The following is a 14,830-nucleotide window of genomic DNA, read 5'->3' on the forward strand; positions in this document are numbered from 1 at the left end:
AACAGCCGCAGCTTTTTACCGAGGAACTTCGCACGGCGTTCCGATTGCTGCCCTAAGTCGCAAGGCGCCCACCTTGCAGAAACATTTGTCTTCGCGCGGAGTGCCGCTGCGGCGCTAGTCGAACACCGGTATCGGCGCGGCGGGCACCGCCACTTACAAACCACCCCCCAACACCTTGAGATACTCGGGGCTCTCGGATATTGAATTGTGCCCCGTACCCGATATGACCTTCAGCGACGCCACCCCGTTGGCAAAATGCGTAAAGAGGCGCTCGGTGCTGGAACGCGGTATCACTTCGTCGTGTTCAGCCGCGATCAGGAGCGTTGGCACCGTGATGTGGGCGGCGTACTTCCAGGATTCAAAGGTGTCCTTGAGCAACCATTTCACCGGGAAGATGGGGAACTGCCGGGCGGCGAGTTCTAAAACACTGTTATAGGGCGTGATCAGCACCAGACGCGCCGCCGGGCGTTGGCTGGCGAGGCGCACGGCGACGCCCGAGCCCAGGCTGCGACCGACCACCGTAATGTGTGGATGGGTGGCGTAGACCAAGTCAAACAAGGTCATGGCGTCGCGCGAAATCATCTCCTCGGAGGGCGATCCGGAACTGCCACCGTAGCCTCTGTAGTGCAGCAAGTAGAGGGCGTGATCGGCAAAGGCTTTGGAAAACGAAGGCAGGCTCCGGGAGACATCCTCGGCATTGCCACCGAAATAGATCAATGCATTGGGCCCCTCGTGCGGTCGGACGGAGACCAGCACCTGCGCGTCGTCGACTGTCAGCGTGAGCAGCGTTGCCGAGGTGCCGACAGCGCTGGGTTGCGGGAAGTAGATGAGGGCGCGCTGGAAGATGAACAGCGCAGCACAGAGCGCCAGATACACAACGGCGATGATGACGACGATTGACACCAGGATTCGTGGCATTCGGCTAACTTTAGTGGGCGGCATTGACGGCTCTGGCCTGAAGACGGCTCTCGCTTGATCGCTGTCAGAGTGTAGTAGACCGATAGCGCGACGCACCGGGAGGGGCGCTTCAGCTAAGGATTTGAGCACCACTATCCTTGTTGGAGCGAGCTTGCTCGCGATAGCGGACTGGCAGACAACGTATGTGTTGAATGTAAGACCGCCATCGCGAGCAAGCTCGCTCCCACAGATTCTGCGCCTTAACTGACTGGCATTAGGCGTTCGCCTTCCATTTCTGCGTGCTGGTGCTGTTGGAGATTACGGTGCTTGTGTCGCCGGTAGCTATGCTGACGTGGCGAGCCTCGTGCGTCCGGCGCGAGAAGTGCTGTGGACCGTGGCTGACAGCAAAAATATGGAAGGGCAATTCCATGAGCCACACTGATGGGTACTCGCGTCGAAAAATACTCACGCTGGCTGCCGGTGCTTCGGCGGTTTTCACCTTCGATCCGGCTTTTGCAGCATCCGCCGTCGACCGAAACAGGAGGCAAGAACATGCTGACCCGGGCCATTCCATCCAGCGCCGAACTCTTACCGATCGTCGGGCTGGGTACGTATCGCGGTTTTGATGTCGAGCCTTCAAGTCCCGCTTACAAGCAGCTGCCCGCTGTGCTGCGCGCGTTGTTCGAGAAGGGCGGGAAGGTGATCGACAGTTCGCCGATGTACGGTCGCGCCGAACAGACGACCGGTGAACTGCTGTCGATTCATGAACCGCGCTCGCCGGCCTTTCTGACCACCAAGGTGTGGACCCGTGGCCGCCAAGAAGGCATCGCGCAGATGGAACAGTCCTTCAAACTGCTGCAGACCGACCGGATCGACCTGATGCAGATTCACAACCTGCTGGACTGGAAAACCCATTTGCCGACCTTACGCAAATGGAAGGAAGAAGGGCGCATTCGTTACATCGGCATCACCCATTACACGGCGTCGGCGTATGACGAAGTGGAAGCGGTGCTCAAGGCTGAGCCATTGGACTTTTTGCAGATCAACTATGCCCTGGACGATCGCGGCGTCGAGAAGCGCATTCTGCCGCTGTGTCGCGAGCGGGGCGTGGCGGTGATCTGCAATCGGCCCTTCGGCGGCGGTGATTTGCTCGCCCGCTTGAAGGACAAACCGTTACCGCGCTGGGCCGCGGATGTGAGGGTCAATAGCTGGGCGCAACTGGCGCTCAAGTTCCTGCTGACGCATTCGGCGGTGACTTGCGTCATCCCCGGCACCGGCAATCCGCGTTACATGGCAGAAAATGCCGGTGCAGGTTTCGGTCCGATGCTGACGGGGGCGCAGCGTGAGCAGTTGATTGACGTGGTGGGTTAGGCGAACTTTCGAGGCCTGTCAGGTGTTGTCCGGCGTCTGGCGAAATCGCTCCGGGATGGCCTCCGCAAATGGATAAAACGAAAACCATGGCCTGGCTTCGTCGATGACCCGCTGGACGGACGGTCTGCTCATCAGCCTGTCGAAATAGGCTTTCAAGTGACCGTAGTCGTTGGGAAACGGCTCGAGCGTACTGGCATAGAAAAGTGCCGGGGCCGCGGCGCAATCGGCCAGGCTGAAATCTGCACTGGCGAGCCAGATTCTGGAGGCCATCTGGTGGTCGAGCATGCCGTACGTCGTCTGCAGTGTGGAACGTTCTCTGCTCAAATCGCCGTGAGCGCCGCGTAGGCGATCAAGCACAATCTGTTGCAGCGGCGCCTGTAGATAGTGGTCGCAGACACGGTCCCACAGACGGACCTCCAGCGCGGTGTCCCAATCGCTGGGAACGAGTGGATGTTCACCGGCATAAAATCGGTCCAGGTATTCGATGATGATCGTGGTCTCTGCCACGTTGCGCTGGCGAGCGTGGTCGCGGATGACCGGGAACTTGCCGAGCGGCCACAGCGCTTGCAGCTCTGCTCTGTCTGCATCGTTGGCGAGATCGATGATCCGCTTCTCGAATTCGACAGCGTTTTCGTAGAGCGCGATGAGCACTTTGTGGCAGAACGACGACAGCGGATGGTAGTAAAGAGTCAGCGACATCTCTCAGCTCCTCGAAAGGCAAGTGACCCCCATCATCATAGTCGTCGTCCGGGACTGTTAAGTACGCGGTGCTAGACTTTCAGGGTGGGATGGATGATCGAACAACCTGATCCGGCGGTGCGATGGTGAGAACGCTGGAGGTATGACATGACGACTCAACTGCTGGCTAAAGAACACATCAACGTGGTGGTCCGCAATTATGTAGAAGGCATGGTGTTCGCCGATGAAGCCTTGCTGCGACAGGCCTTTCATCCTTCTTGCCGCATCATTGGCCATTACGAAGAAAAGCTTGAATGGGCATCGCTGGAGGAATTTATCAACGCGATCAAGGCCGAGGGGCCGGCAGCCAAAGAAGTCAAACCGTTTTGGGAAGTACTCAGCGTCGATGTCACGGGTGATGCCGCCGCGGTAAAAGTCACTGATGAGTATCTCGGCATGCGATTTACCGATTATCTGTCGCTACTGAACATCAATTACCGCTGGATGATTGTGAACAAGCTGTATTACCTGAACGAATAGCGCGTGAGCCCGGGAGCCAAAAGGCTCCCGGGCATCGTTATGCAATCAGCGCCGATCCAGCCACACCGTCTGGGCATTGCAGAATTCGCGCACGCCGAAATGCGAGAGCTCACGGCCAAAACCGCTTTTCTTCACGCCGCCGAAGGTGACGCGTGGGTCGGAGGCGCAATAACCATTGATGAACACACCACCGGTTTCCAGTTCACCGGTCATCTGCTCAGCAAGCTCGACGTTGCGTGTGTAAATGGTTGCGGCGAGGCCGAACTCACTGTCATTCGCCAGTGCCAATGCATGCGCCGCATCGCGCGCCGTGATGATCGAGGCCACCGGGCCAAACAGTTCCTGTTTGAACGAGGTCATCTGATCGGTGACATTAGCGAAGACCGTGGGCTCGTAAAAATTGCCGGCGCCTTCAGCCTTCTTGCCGCCCATCAGCAACGTCGCACCTTCTTCCAGGGTGTCGCGCACCTGTTGATCCAGTTCATCACGCAGATCAAAGCGAGCCATCGGCCCGATGTAGGTGTTGGCGGCCAGTGGATCACCGACAACCAGTTTTTGCGTGGCTTCGACGAACTTGCGCGTGAATTCTTCGACGATGCCTTGCTCGACGATCAAGCGTTTGGCCGCCGCGCAAACTTGCCCGGTGTTCTGGTAGCGGCCAATCACGGCAGCTTTGACCGCTTCGTCGAGGTCGGCATCGTTAAGGACGATGAACGGATCGGAGCCGCCCAGTTCCAGCACACACTTCTTCAACGCCGCACCGGCTTGAGCGCCGATGGCGATGCCGGCTCGCACGCTGCCGGTGAGGGTGACTGCCGCGATGCGTGGATCGGCGATTGCGGTGGAGACGCCATCCGGCGTGACATTGATGACCTCGAAGACACCTTCGGGGAAGTCGGCTTGCTTGAAGGCCTCCCGCAACAGATAAGCGCTGCCCATCACGTTGGGCGCATGTTTGAGCACGTAGGTGTTGCCGGCGATCAACGCTGGAACGGCGCCGCGCAGGACCTGCCAGATCGGGAAATTCCACGGCATCACCGCGAGAATCGGGCCGAGCGGGCGATATTCAATGCGCGCCTTGCCGCCTTCAACCAGCGTCGGTTCAGCGCTCAACATCGCGGGGCCGTGATCGGCGTACCACTCGCAGAGTTGCGCACACTTTTCGATTTCGCCGCGCGCCTGAGTGATCGGCTTGCCCATTTCCAGGGTGATCATGTTCGCCATCGCGGCGGCGTTGTTGCGCAAGGCCTGAGCCAGGGCGATCAACAACTGCGAGCGTTGATCCACCGGTTTGCTGCGCCAGACGCGGAACCCGGCTGCGGCGCGGGAAAGGGCGGCGTCCAGTGCCGATGCGGATTCAAAAGGGTAGTGGCCGATCTGCTCGCCGTTGGCGGGGTTGATCGAAATGGCATGGGTGAGGCTGGAAACTTGAGTCATGGCACCGTCCTGCGAGGTGGGGATGCGCTCAGGTTACGGTGGCGTTTGTTTTCTGGAAACTGAATAATACTGAGCATATCGTTCACGTTTGGAGAATGGCTTGGATCTGGTTCAGCTGGAAATTTTCAAAGCCGTCGCCGAGCACGGCAGCATCAGCGCGGCGGCTCAGCACATCCATCGGGTGCCTTCGAACCTGACGACGCGGATCAAGCAGCTGGAGCTGGATCTGGGCGTGGACCTGTTTATCCGCGAGAAGAGCCGCCTGCGCCTGTCGCCGGCCGGCTGGAGTTTCCTGGACTATGCCCGGCGCATTCTCGACCTGGTCCAGGAGGCTCGCGCGGCGGTGGCGGGCGAAGAACCGCAGGGATCGTTTCCCCTTGGATCACTGGAGAGCACCGCTGCGGTGCGTATCCCTGAGTTGCTGGCCGCGTATAACCAGAAGCACGCCAAGGTCGAGCTGGACCTGTCCACCGGACCTTCGGGGACCATGATCGACGGTGTGTTGTCGGGCCGATTGGCGGCAGCGTTTGTCGACGGATCGGTGCTGCACCCGGCACTGGAAGGCGTGCCGGCGTTTGAGGAGGAGATGGTGGTGATCGCACCGCTCAACCATTCCCCCATCCATCGTGCGCGGGATGTTAATGGCGAAAACATCTATGCCTTTCGCTCCAATTGTTCCTACCGCCACCACTTCGAAAGCTGGTTCGCCAAGGACGCGGCGGTGCCCGGCAAGATTTTCGAAATGGAGTCCTATCACGGCATGCTGGCGTGCGTCAGCGCCGGTGCGGGCCTGGCGCTGATGCCCCGCAGCATGCTCAACAGCATGCCCGGATGCACCACCGTGAGCGTCTGGCCGTTATCGGAATCGTTCCGCTATTTGCGCACCTGGCTGGTGTGGCGCCGGGGAACGGTGTCGCAAAGTCTGACCATGTTTGTGCGCTTGCTGGAGGAGCGCGGGGTGGTGCGGGATGAAGTGGCGCGCTAGTTCGCGCGCTTGAGAATGTCCAGATCGGTGTGCCGGCTCATTCCCCGGCTTTCGTCGACTTGATGAGATTGTTGCGCAGCTTCACGATCGCCTTCTGCATGGTCGTGAACTCGTCGAGCGTCAGGCCCGTCGCGTCGGCGAGGCCCATTTCCGGTTGGCTTTCGCGCAGCTGTCGACCGTTCTTCGTCAGGCTGATCCGCACCTGGCGCTCGTCCTCGGGATCGCGCTGCCTTTGCAAAAAGCCCATTGCTTCCAGTTTCTTCAGGATCGGGGTCAGGGTGTTCGATTCCAGAAACAGCTTCTCGCCCAGGCTGCCCACGGTCTGATTGTCTTCCTCCCACAGCGCGACGATGGTGATGTATTGCGTGTAGGTCAGCCCAAGCTGCTCGAGTATCGGCTTGTAAGCCTTGCCGAAGGCCAGGTTGGTGGAATAGACCGCAAAACACAGGAATTCGGAAAGCTTCAGGTTGTCGGGGGCGGCGTTGTCGGTGGGTTTCATGTACATCCTCGTTGGCCAAAGACGGATGGCTCGCAAAAAAATGAAATATACCTCGTATGCGATTGTGTCGGAACGACTCTAACTGACGGTGGCGACCGGTTCGACGGCGAAAGTCGAACCGGTCGTACGGTGCATCATGCGGTCAGGGCGTTGATGACAACGTCGATATTGCCGCGCGTTGCCTTCGAGTACGGGCAGATTTGGTCTGCCGCGTGCGCCAGCTCCGTCGCGACGTCTTGCGCCAAGCCTGGCACGCGAAGATTCAGCCGGGCCTGGAGGAAGTAGGCCGGACCGGTCTGGCCCAGATCGACCTCAATATCAACGGCCAGATTGGGCGGCAGCGTCACCTTCATATTTTTCGCCGCCAGCTCGACGGCAGCGGTGTAGCAGGCCGACCATGCGCCGGCGAAAAACTGCTCTGCCGTTGGGTGCGGCACAATGGCTGCGAACTCGTGTGCCAGTCTAGGGTTTCCAGGCGACGAGAGCTGGATGGCGAGGCCGCAGGAAGAGTTGTCACCGTCGCTGAACGTCGTGTGGGTTTTGCCTGTGGCCAGGACTTTTTCGATCTTGTTCATGGTTGAGTCCTCAACGTTGTGTTGGGTTTGTAATACGTATGCGCTTAAAGCGTATGCGATATATGTGGCGTATCGACAATGCCGATCGATAGCAACGCCGCGCGGTGCGTCAAGCCGTGAGGACGTTCAGGGCCACGTCAATGTTACCCCGCGTCGCTTTCGAGTACGGGCAAATTTGATCGGCAGTGTGCGCCAGTGTCGTCGCGATATCGTGCGACAAGCCCGGTACGCGCAGGGTCAATCGAGCCTGAAGGAAGTAGGCCGGACCGGTCTGACCCAGATCGACTTCGATGTCGACGGACAGATCCGACGGCAGCACCACGTTCATTTCTCCGGCCACCAGCCCGACGGCGGCGGTGTAGCAGGCCGACCATGCGCCAGCGAACAGTTGCTCGGCAGTCGGGTGCGGCTGGGTGGCGGCGAACACGTGGGCGGGCTTGGCGTTGCCAGGCGTCGACAGGATGATGTCGAGGCTGCCGTCATGGCCGCGCGAGGTGTTGCCAGCGTCGCTGACGGTGGTGTGGGTTTTGCCGGTGGCCAGTACTTTTTCGATCTTGCTCATGATGATTTCCTGAGTTTCTATTGTTTTCGTATGCGCTTATATCGCATGCGACATGTTTAATGGATTAAACCAATCTTCACGCCGTCAGGACGTTCACCGCCACGTCGATGTTGCCCAGCGTCGCTTTCGAGTACGGGCAGAGTTCGTGAGCGGCGTGCGCCAGCGCTGTTGCGACGTCGTGTGCCACGCCCGGCAAGCGGACAAAGAATCGAGCCTGAAGGAAGTAAGCCTGACCGGTCTGGCCCAGATCGACCTCGATGTCGACGGACACATCGGCCGGCAGCGCCACTTTTTTCGCCTTGGCTATGTGTTCGATGGCGGAGATGTAGCAGGCCGACCATGCACCGGCGAACAATTGCTCGGCGGTCGGGTGCGCTTGGGTGGCTGCGAACACGTGGGCCGGTTTTGCGTTACCTGGCGACGACAGCTCGATGTCGAGGTTGCCGTGGGCACGGGTCGCATCGCTGAACGTGGTGTGGGTTTTGCCGGTAAACAGTACTTTTTCGATCTTGCTCATGGAATGAATCCTCAACGTTTCAATAAGTGGTATTTGTCTGTCGTATACGCTTGTATCGTACGCGATGTAAATAATACTCGCGCAGAGCTCAATCGGTGTCAAGGGGTGGTGTGAGGTCCAGCCGACGAATGGTCGGGTTGCCGGGATATGCTGAATTCGTCGTCGGCCGGGCCTAAAGCGATCAAGCCGTGGCGTTTGGAATGGGCCAGTCTGGGCGGTCTGTCCAAGGAGTTGATGATGAAACGACTGTCCCTGGCCGAAGCTCGCGAGCTGGCCGAATCGATCTTGCTGCACAACGGTTTCAACTTTGCCCACGCTCAGGCGGTGGCCGCCACGGTGATTGCCGGCGAGCGCGATGGCTGCGCCTCCCACGGTTTGTATCGGGTATTGGGGTGCGTCAATTCGCTCCGGGCCGGCAAGGTGGTGGCCGATGCCGAGCCACGGGTGATCGACCAGGCACCTTCGATCGTGCGGGTCGATGCGGCGGGTGGTTTCTCCCAGTTGGCGTTTCAGGCAGGCCTGCCATTACTGGAGGAGAAAACCCGGGCAAACGGGATTGCGGCTCTGGCGATCAATCGCTGCGTGCATTTTTCCGCCCTGTGGGTCGAGATCGAGCAAATGACCGCTGCCGGCCTGGTGGCGCTGGCGTGTAATCCCAGCCATGCCTGGGTCGCGCCGGCGGGCGGAAGTCAGCCGGTGTTCGGGACTAATCCCATCGCATTCGGCTGGCCGCGTTCGGGCAAGGATCCGTTTGTGTTTGACTTCGCCACCAGTGCGATTGCCCGTGGCGAGATCGAGTTGCATCGGCGTGCCGGCAAAGCGATTCCTGAAGGTTGGGGTGTGGATGCAGACGGGCAGCCGAGTACCGATGCGAACGTGGTGCTCGATGCCGGCGCGATGCTGACGTTCGGTGGGCACAAGGGCTCGGCGTTGGCCGCCATGGTGGAGTTGATCGCCGGGCCGTTGATTGGTGACCTGACCAGTGCTGAATCGCTGGCCTACGACGCGGGCAGCAAGTCGTCGCCGTACCACGGCGAGCTGATCATCGCCCTCGATCCGCGACGCTTTCTCGGTGAGGCCACCGAGCAGCACCTGGCCCGTGCCGAAGTCATGTTCCAGAGCATACAAGGGCAGGGCGCACGCTTGCCGTCGCAACGACGTTATGAGGCGCGAGCACGCAGTTTGGCGGAGGGCGTGCAGATTCCCGAAGCCTTGTACAACGACTTGAAGGCCCTGCTGGGCTGAGTGAAAGCCGGACCTGTGGGAGCGAGCTTGCTCGCGATAGCGGTGTAACAGTCGACATAAATGCTGAATGTTATGGCCCCATCGCGAGCAAGCTCGCTCCCACAGGATTTCGCTGCACATCTGAGTATTTTTTAAACCGGGTCGCGATGGCTGTTGCCGTCAACCAGACGGGCGATGCCCAGCGGATTGGCATTTTTCAAGGCGTCGGGCAAGAGCGCATCCGGGCAGTTCTGGTAGCACACCGGGCGCAGAAAACGCTCGATGGCCAGGCTGCCGACCGAAGTGCCACGGGCATCGGAGGTGGCCGGGTAGGGACCGCCATGCACCATCGCATCGCAGACTTCGACGCCGGTCGGGTAGCCGTTGAACAGTACCCGACCGACCTTCTGTTCAAGCAGCGAGAGCAGTTCGCCATGGGTTTGCAGGTCACCGGCTTCGGCAATCAGCGTGGCCGTAAGTTGACCGTGCAAACTCTGCAATGCCCGTTGCAGTTCGGCTTTGTCGGCCACTTCCACCAGCACCGTGGTGGGGCCGAACACTTCTTCCTGCAGCAATGGGGCGCCGTGGAGTAGCAGGCTGACGTCTGCCTTGAACAGCTGCGGCTGGGCCTGCTTGCCCTGTTGTTCGCGACCGGCGAGGTGGGTGATGTGCGGATGCGCGTGCAGCGCCTGCACACCCTTGGCGTAGCTGGTTAACGTGCCGGCGTTGAGCATGGTTTGCCCTGGTTGGTCAGCCATTACCGCGCTGAGCGATTCAATAAATGCGCTGAACTCGGGGGAGCGAATGCCGATCACCAATCCGGGGTTGGTGCAGAACTGGCCGCAGCCGAGCACCACTGACGCGGCGAGTTCACTGGCGAATTTCTCGCCGCGCCGTTGCAGGGCTTCGGGCAGTACCAGCACCGGATTGATGCTGCTCATTTCGGCGAACACCGGAATCGGCTGAGGCCGTGCGGCGGCCATGTCGCAGAGGGCGCGACCGCCCTTGAGCGAACCGGTGAAGCCGACCGCCTGGATCGCCGGATGCTTGACCAGCGCTTCGCCGACACCAGCGCCGTAGATCATGTTGAACACGCCTTTGGGCATGCCGGTTTGCTCGGCGGCGCGGATGATTGCATCGGCCACGAGTTCGGCAGTCGCCATATGCCCGCTATGGGCCTTGAACACCACCGGGCAACCGGCGGCCAGGGCGGCAGCGGTGTCGCCACCGGCGGTGGAGAACGCCAGCGGAAAATTGCTCGCGCCGAACACCGCGACCGGGCCGACGCCGATCCGGTACTGACGCAGATCGACCCGTGGCAGCGGCTGACGCTCGGGCAGAGCCCGGTCGATGCGCGCGCCATAGAAATCACCACGGCGCAGGACCTGAGCGAACAGCCGCATCTGGCCGCTGGTGCGACCGCGCTCACCCTGGATACGCCCGGTCGGCAGCGCCGTCTCGCGGGTGACCAGAGCAACGAACTCATCGTCCAGTGCATCGAGTTGTGCGGCGATGGCCTCGAGAAACTCCGCACGCCGGCTCGCCGGCAAGTTGCGGAAGGCCGGGTAGGCGGCAGCCGCGGCTTGGGCAGCGGCGTCGACTTCTTCAACGCTGGCTTGAGCGAACGCATAGGGCAACGCTTCACCGGTGCTGGCGTCATGGCTTTGCACGGTGATGTTGCTGGCGGCACCGCGCGCACCGCCGATGTAGTTGTGGCCGATGATGTGGGGCATGAAAAACTCCTGTCAGAAAAGGGGGCTCAGGCAAGTCTTTTTCTGCTTGCCAGATCGCCAAGATCGCAGCCTGCGGCAGCTCCTACACAAGCTGCGTACACCCAATAATTTGTGGACATACGCGATCCCTGTAGGAGCTGCCGCAGGCTGCGATCTTTTGGCGACTTCAAGCCAACGAGTCACCCCGGCGCGGGATGGCGGGTTCGGCGGTGTCCAGTCCTGCGATCCGCGCAGCGGATTCAGCATCCACCACATGCAGCGACTTACCCCGGGTTTCCCGAGTCAGGCCGACGGCGACAATAGAGATCAGCGCGGCGCCGACCAGGTACCAGGCGATCGGTGTCGAGCTGTGGTACTTGTTGAGCAGGGTGAGGGCAATCAGCGGCGCCAACGAGCCGGCGAAGATCGGTGCCACCTGGTAGCACAGGGACAACGCGGTGTAGCGCACGTGGGTCGGGAACATTTCGGCCATCAGCGCCGAGTAGGGCGCGTAGGTCATCGACTCGATCGCCAGGCCCAGGGTAATTGCCCCGATGATCAGCCAGTTGTTGCCGGTGTCCATCATCGGGAAGCCAATGAAGCCCCAGAATGCGGTGAGGATCGCACCCGTCAGGTACACCGGTTTGCGCCCGACCAGGTCGGACAGATAACCCATCAGCGGGATCATGAAAAAGTGCAGCAGGTGCGCGCCAAACATCAGAAACAGAATCTCTGAGGTGTCCTTGTGCACCACCAGCTTCAGGTAGGTAATCGAAAAGGTCACGACGGTGTAGTAAAGAATGTTCTCGGCAAACCGCGCGCCGATACCGACCAGCACCGCACGCCAGTGATGACGCAGCACTTCGACCACGCCAAGCTGTTGTTGCTTGTTTTGCGCCTGCCGGGCCTGGGCTTCCTTGAAGATCGGCGCGTCATCGACGCTGGTGCGAATCCAGTAGCCGATCAGCACCACCACGGCCGAGAACCAGAACGCCACACGCCAGCCCCACGCGAGGAATTGCGCCTCCGACAGGTTCGACGACAACAGCAGCAACGCGACGGTCGCCACCAGGTTACCGGCCGGGACACCGGCTTGCGGCCAGCTGGCCCAGAAGCCTCGGCGATTGTCCGGACAGTGTTCGGACACCAGCAGAATCGCACCGCCCCATTCACCGCCGAAAGCGAAACCCTGGATCAGCCGCAGCAGCACCAGTAACACGGGGGCGGCGTAGCCGATCTGGTCGAAACCGGGCAGGCAACCCATCAGGAACGTGGTGATGCCGACCACCACCAGGCTCAATTGCAGCAGGCGTTTTCGGCCGAACTTGTCACCGTAGTGACCGAACACCAAACCACCCAGCGGGCGGGCGAGGAAGCCGACCGCATACAGGGCGAAGGCGGCGAGGATGCCATCGATCGGACTGTCGGTCTGGCGAAAAAACAGCTGGCCGAAGACCAGTGCCGAGGCGGTGCCGTAGAGAAAGAATTCATACCATTCGGCGACGGTGCCGGCCATGGCGGCGGCCACGACACGCTTGAGTCCCGAAGGTGTGGTTGCGCGGGCGGTGCTGTGAGGATTGGGCATGCTGACGTTTCCTGTAGAGGCGCAAAGACAGGTAGCCGGGCCGAATCCGCAAGGGACCCGCCCGGCAATCACTCAGAGACCGACGTCCGGCAGTTCCGGACGGTTGGCGAGGGCCTTGGCCATGATCCGCTCGACGAAAACCCGATCGGCTTCCGGCAGGGCCAGGCGTGGCGGACGGGTCAGGGCGCTGCCGCGACCGGCGATGGCTTCGCACAGCTTGATGCACTGCACCAGGTCGGCACGGGCGTCGAGGTGCAGGATCGGCATCAGCCATTCGTAGATCGGCATGGCTTCGGCGAAGCGACCGGCCTTGGCCAGGCGGAAGATGGTTTCACCTTCTTTCGGGAACACGTTGGACATGCCCGAGACCCAGCCTTCGGCCCCCACCGCGATGCTTTCCAGCACCACGTCATCAAGGCCGGCGAACAGCACAAAACGATCGCCCACTTCATTGCGCACGTCGATGAAGCGACGGGTGTCGCCGGAGGAATCCTTGAAGCACACCACGTTGTCGCAGTCGGCCAGGGAAATCAGGATGTCCGGGGTGACGTCGTTTTTGTAGATCGGCGGGTTGTTGTAAACCATCAGCGGTACGTCGGCATTCTTCGCCACGTAGCGGTAGTGCTCGGCGGTCTCGAACGGCTTGGAGCCGTAGACCAGCGCCGGCATCAGCATGACCCCGTCAACACCAACCCGGCGCACGGCATTGGCGACCTTGGCCGCTTGCACGCTGGTGAATTCGGCCACACCGCAGATCACCGGCACGCGGCCGCGGGAAGCGTCGACCGCGACTTCGGTCACGGCGATTTTTTCTTCGGCGGTCAGCGAGGTGTTTTCCCCCACCGAACCGCACACAACCAGGCCCGATACGCCGTCACGGATCACGTTGGAAATCACCTGGTGGGTTTTTTCCAGGTTGATGGAGAAGTCGTCGTTGAATTGAGTGGTCACCGCGGGGAAGACGCCACTCCAGTTAATGCGCTTGCTCATTGTTGCCTCCGGTTCATTTATTGTATTTCGTATACGATATTGCATGTGAAAAGACTCGGCCAGTGCTTTTTTCAGTTACGAGGAGGTTTTTGCTAGCCGTTGGTCAGAGATTTGGGTGAGGGTTTGTAATGCTGTGCTCAGGCCCCAGGCCAAGTGTCAGAGAGTCGATAGCCTTGTGGCCACGGATCACTCGGATCGAGCAGCAATTGATGAGTGCCGGTAATCCAGGCCCGGCCGGAAATGCACGGGTAAATTGCTGGGCGTCCAGCCACTTCCGTCAACGAATCGATGCGGCAGTGGAACTCGGAACCGATGATCGAACGGCCGATAAAACGCTCGCCGACCTGCATCAAGCCCTTGGCCTGCAGCACCGCCATGCGCGCCGAGCACCCAGTGCCGGTCGGTGAACGGTCGATCTTGCCGGGTTGAATCACCACCGCATTGGCGCCGGTAGCGATGCCATTTTCAACGACGATGCGCGCAGCGATCTGGCAGAAGGAAATGTGCGACCACTCGGGGTTCAGCGGATGGACGAAACCCAGTTGTTCATTGGCCGCGCGGGTGATTTTCAGCCCAACCTCGACCAGTTCGGCCGCTTCATCAGGACGAATGGAAAAGCCCAGGCGCTTGGCGTCGGCGATCACAAAACTGTCGCCGCCGTACGCGGTGTCGACCTGCAACGAGCCGAGGCCTTCGACTTCGATCCAGGCGTCGAGGCGGTCAGCGAAGGAGGGTACGTTCTTGATTTCCACCCGTTCGACCTTGCCGTCACGGCAGTCGGCCACCGCTTCGATCAGCCCGCCCGGCGCTTCGAGCACTAGCCGGGTTTGCGGTTCGGTCATCGGCAGGATGCCGCTGTCGAGCAACACGGTGGCCACGCACAGCGAGTTGGAACCGGACATCGGCGGGGTGTCGGCCGGTTCCATGATGATCCAGGCCATCTGCGCCCGAGGATCCTTGGCCGGCACCAGCAGGTTGACGTGACGGAACACGCCGCCGCGCGGTTCGTTTAGGACGAAGTTGCGCAAGGTCTGATCCTTGGCAATCCAGCGCGACTGTTCCCACACGGTGGCCCCGGGCGGTGGCGCGACGCCGCCGACGATCACGTCGCCGACTTCGCCTTCGGCGTGGCAGCTGACTACATGGATGACTTTTGATGAGCGCATGGTTTGCTCCTTGTTTTGTCTGTTAGTGCCTCATCGCGAGCAAGCTCGCTCCCACACTGATTTTGTGTACACCACCAAACCCTGTGGGAGCG

General features: G+C 60.6%; 15 protein-coding genes. 4 read left to right on the forward strand and 11 right to left on the reverse strand.

All coding sequences use genetic code 11. From position 1 onward, the window contains the following. Positions 1–153 precede the first annotated feature (153 nt). Entirely contained in the window at positions 154–942 is a 789-nt protein-coding gene (locus E3W21_RS27980) for an alpha/beta hydrolase (RefSeq protein ID WP_134422834.1), read from the reverse strand. Between the two features lie 507 nt (positions 943–1,449). Between E3W21_RS27980 and E3W21_RS27995 the strand changes: the two genes are divergently transcribed. Beyond that, positions 1,450–2,268, forward strand: coding sequence for an aldo/keto reductase (locus tag E3W21_RS27995; RefSeq protein WP_134422838.1), 819 nt, complete (start codon positions 1,450–1,452; stop codon positions 2,266–2,268). A gap of 18 nt (positions 2,269–2,286) precedes the next feature. Here the strand turns inward: E3W21_RS27995 and E3W21_RS28000 are convergent, their stop codons facing one another. Further along, positions 2,287–2,967 (reverse strand): glutathione S-transferase family protein, encoded by a 681-nt coding sequence (locus tag E3W21_RS28000; RefSeq protein ID WP_134422840.1) that lies wholly within the window; start codon positions 2,965–2,967, stop codon positions 2,287–2,289. Positions 2,968–3,114: 147 nt separating this feature from the next. Here E3W21_RS28000 and E3W21_RS28005 point away from each other — a divergent pair, with 147 nt between their 5' ends. After that, positions 3,115–3,486 carry a nuclear transport factor 2 family protein gene (locus E3W21_RS28005; RefSeq protein ID WP_178084156.1) on the forward strand — a complete coding sequence of 124 codons (372 nt, stop codon included), beginning with the start codon at positions 3,115–3,117 and terminating at the stop codon, positions 3,484–3,486. 45 nt (positions 3,487–3,531) lie between these two features. On the opposite strand, the gene E3W21_RS28010 is transcribed toward E3W21_RS28005, so the two are convergent. Beyond that, positions 3,532–4,923: an aldehyde dehydrogenase family protein gene (locus E3W21_RS28010; protein ID WP_134422842.1), complete on the reverse strand. Its 1,392-nt coding sequence runs from the start codon at positions 4,921–4,923 to the stop codon at positions 3,532–3,534. Positions 4,924–5,023: 100 nt separating this feature from the next. Between E3W21_RS28010 and E3W21_RS28015 the strand changes: the two genes are divergently transcribed. After that, on the forward strand, positions 5,024–5,908 hold the full coding sequence (locus E3W21_RS28015; RefSeq protein WP_129445012.1) for a LysR family transcriptional regulator: 885 nt from the start codon (positions 5,024–5,026) through the stop codon (positions 5,906–5,908). Positions 5,909–5,945: 37 nt separating this feature from the next. Here E3W21_RS28015 and E3W21_RS28020 read toward each other — a convergent pair whose 3' ends face one another. The 4 genes from E3W21_RS28020 to E3W21_RS28035 all read right to left on the reverse strand — a co-directional run bounded on the left by E3W21_RS28020 (position 5,946) and on the right by E3W21_RS28035 (position 8,061). Then, entirely contained in the window at positions 5,946–6,407 is a 462-nt protein-coding gene (locus tag E3W21_RS28020) for a MarR family winged helix-turn-helix transcriptional regulator (RefSeq protein WP_134422844.1), read from the reverse strand. Positions 6,408–6,541: 134 nt separating this feature from the next. Then, entirely contained in the window at positions 6,542–6,982 is a 441-nt protein-coding gene (locus E3W21_RS28025) for an Ohr family peroxiredoxin (RefSeq protein ID WP_129445010.1), read from the reverse strand. Positions 6,983–7,091: 109 nt separating this feature from the next. Next, a complete protein-coding gene (locus E3W21_RS28030; protein ID WP_134422846.1) occupies positions 7,092–7,544 on the reverse strand; it encodes an Ohr family peroxiredoxin in 453 nt (150 codons plus the stop codon). 76 nt (positions 7,545–7,620) lie between these two features. After that, complete coding sequence (locus tag E3W21_RS28035) at positions 7,621–8,061, reverse strand: Ohr family peroxiredoxin (RefSeq protein ID WP_134422848.1); 441 nt, start codon at positions 8,059–8,061, stop codon at positions 7,621–7,623. Between the two features lie 237 nt (positions 8,062–8,298). Here E3W21_RS28035 and E3W21_RS28040 point away from each other — a divergent pair, with 237 nt between their 5' ends. Further along, positions 8,299–9,306, forward strand: a complete 1,008-nt coding sequence (locus E3W21_RS28040) for an Ldh family oxidoreductase (RefSeq protein ID WP_134423016.1) — start codon at positions 8,299–8,301, stop codon at positions 9,304–9,306. Positions 9,307–9,437: 131 nt separating this feature from the next. On the opposite strand, the gene E3W21_RS28045 is transcribed toward E3W21_RS28040, so the two are convergent. From E3W21_RS28045 to E3W21_RS28060, 4 genes are all read right to left on the reverse strand, one after another. Then, a complete protein-coding gene (locus E3W21_RS28045; RefSeq protein WP_134422850.1) occupies positions 9,438–11,018 on the reverse strand; it encodes an aldehyde dehydrogenase (NADP(+)) in 1,581 nt (526 codons plus the stop codon). Between the two features lie 166 nt (positions 11,019–11,184). Continuing rightward, positions 11,185–12,582 (reverse strand): fosfomycin efflux MFS transporter AbaF, encoded by a 1,398-nt coding sequence (abaF, locus tag E3W21_RS28050; protein WP_134422852.1) that lies wholly within the window; start codon positions 12,580–12,582, stop codon positions 11,185–11,187. A gap of 72 nt (positions 12,583–12,654) precedes the next feature. Continuing rightward, positions 12,655–13,572 (reverse strand): dihydrodipicolinate synthase family protein, encoded by a 918-nt coding sequence (locus tag E3W21_RS28055; RefSeq protein WP_095077304.1) that lies wholly within the window; start codon positions 13,570–13,572, stop codon positions 12,655–12,657. Between the two features lie 137 nt (positions 13,573–13,709). Further along, the gene (locus E3W21_RS28060; protein ID WP_134422854.1) at positions 13,710–14,738 is read right to left on the reverse strand and encodes a proline racemase family protein; all 1,029 of its coding nucleotides are present in this window, start codon (positions 14,736–14,738) and stop codon (positions 13,710–13,712) included. Positions 14,739–14,830: the final 92 nt, after the last annotated feature.

The organism is Pseudomonas sp. F01002 (assembly GCF_004402115.1).
Classification (GTDB): Bacteria; Pseudomonadota; Gammaproteobacteria; order Pseudomonadales; family Pseudomonadaceae; genus Aquipseudomonas; species Aquipseudomonas frigoris.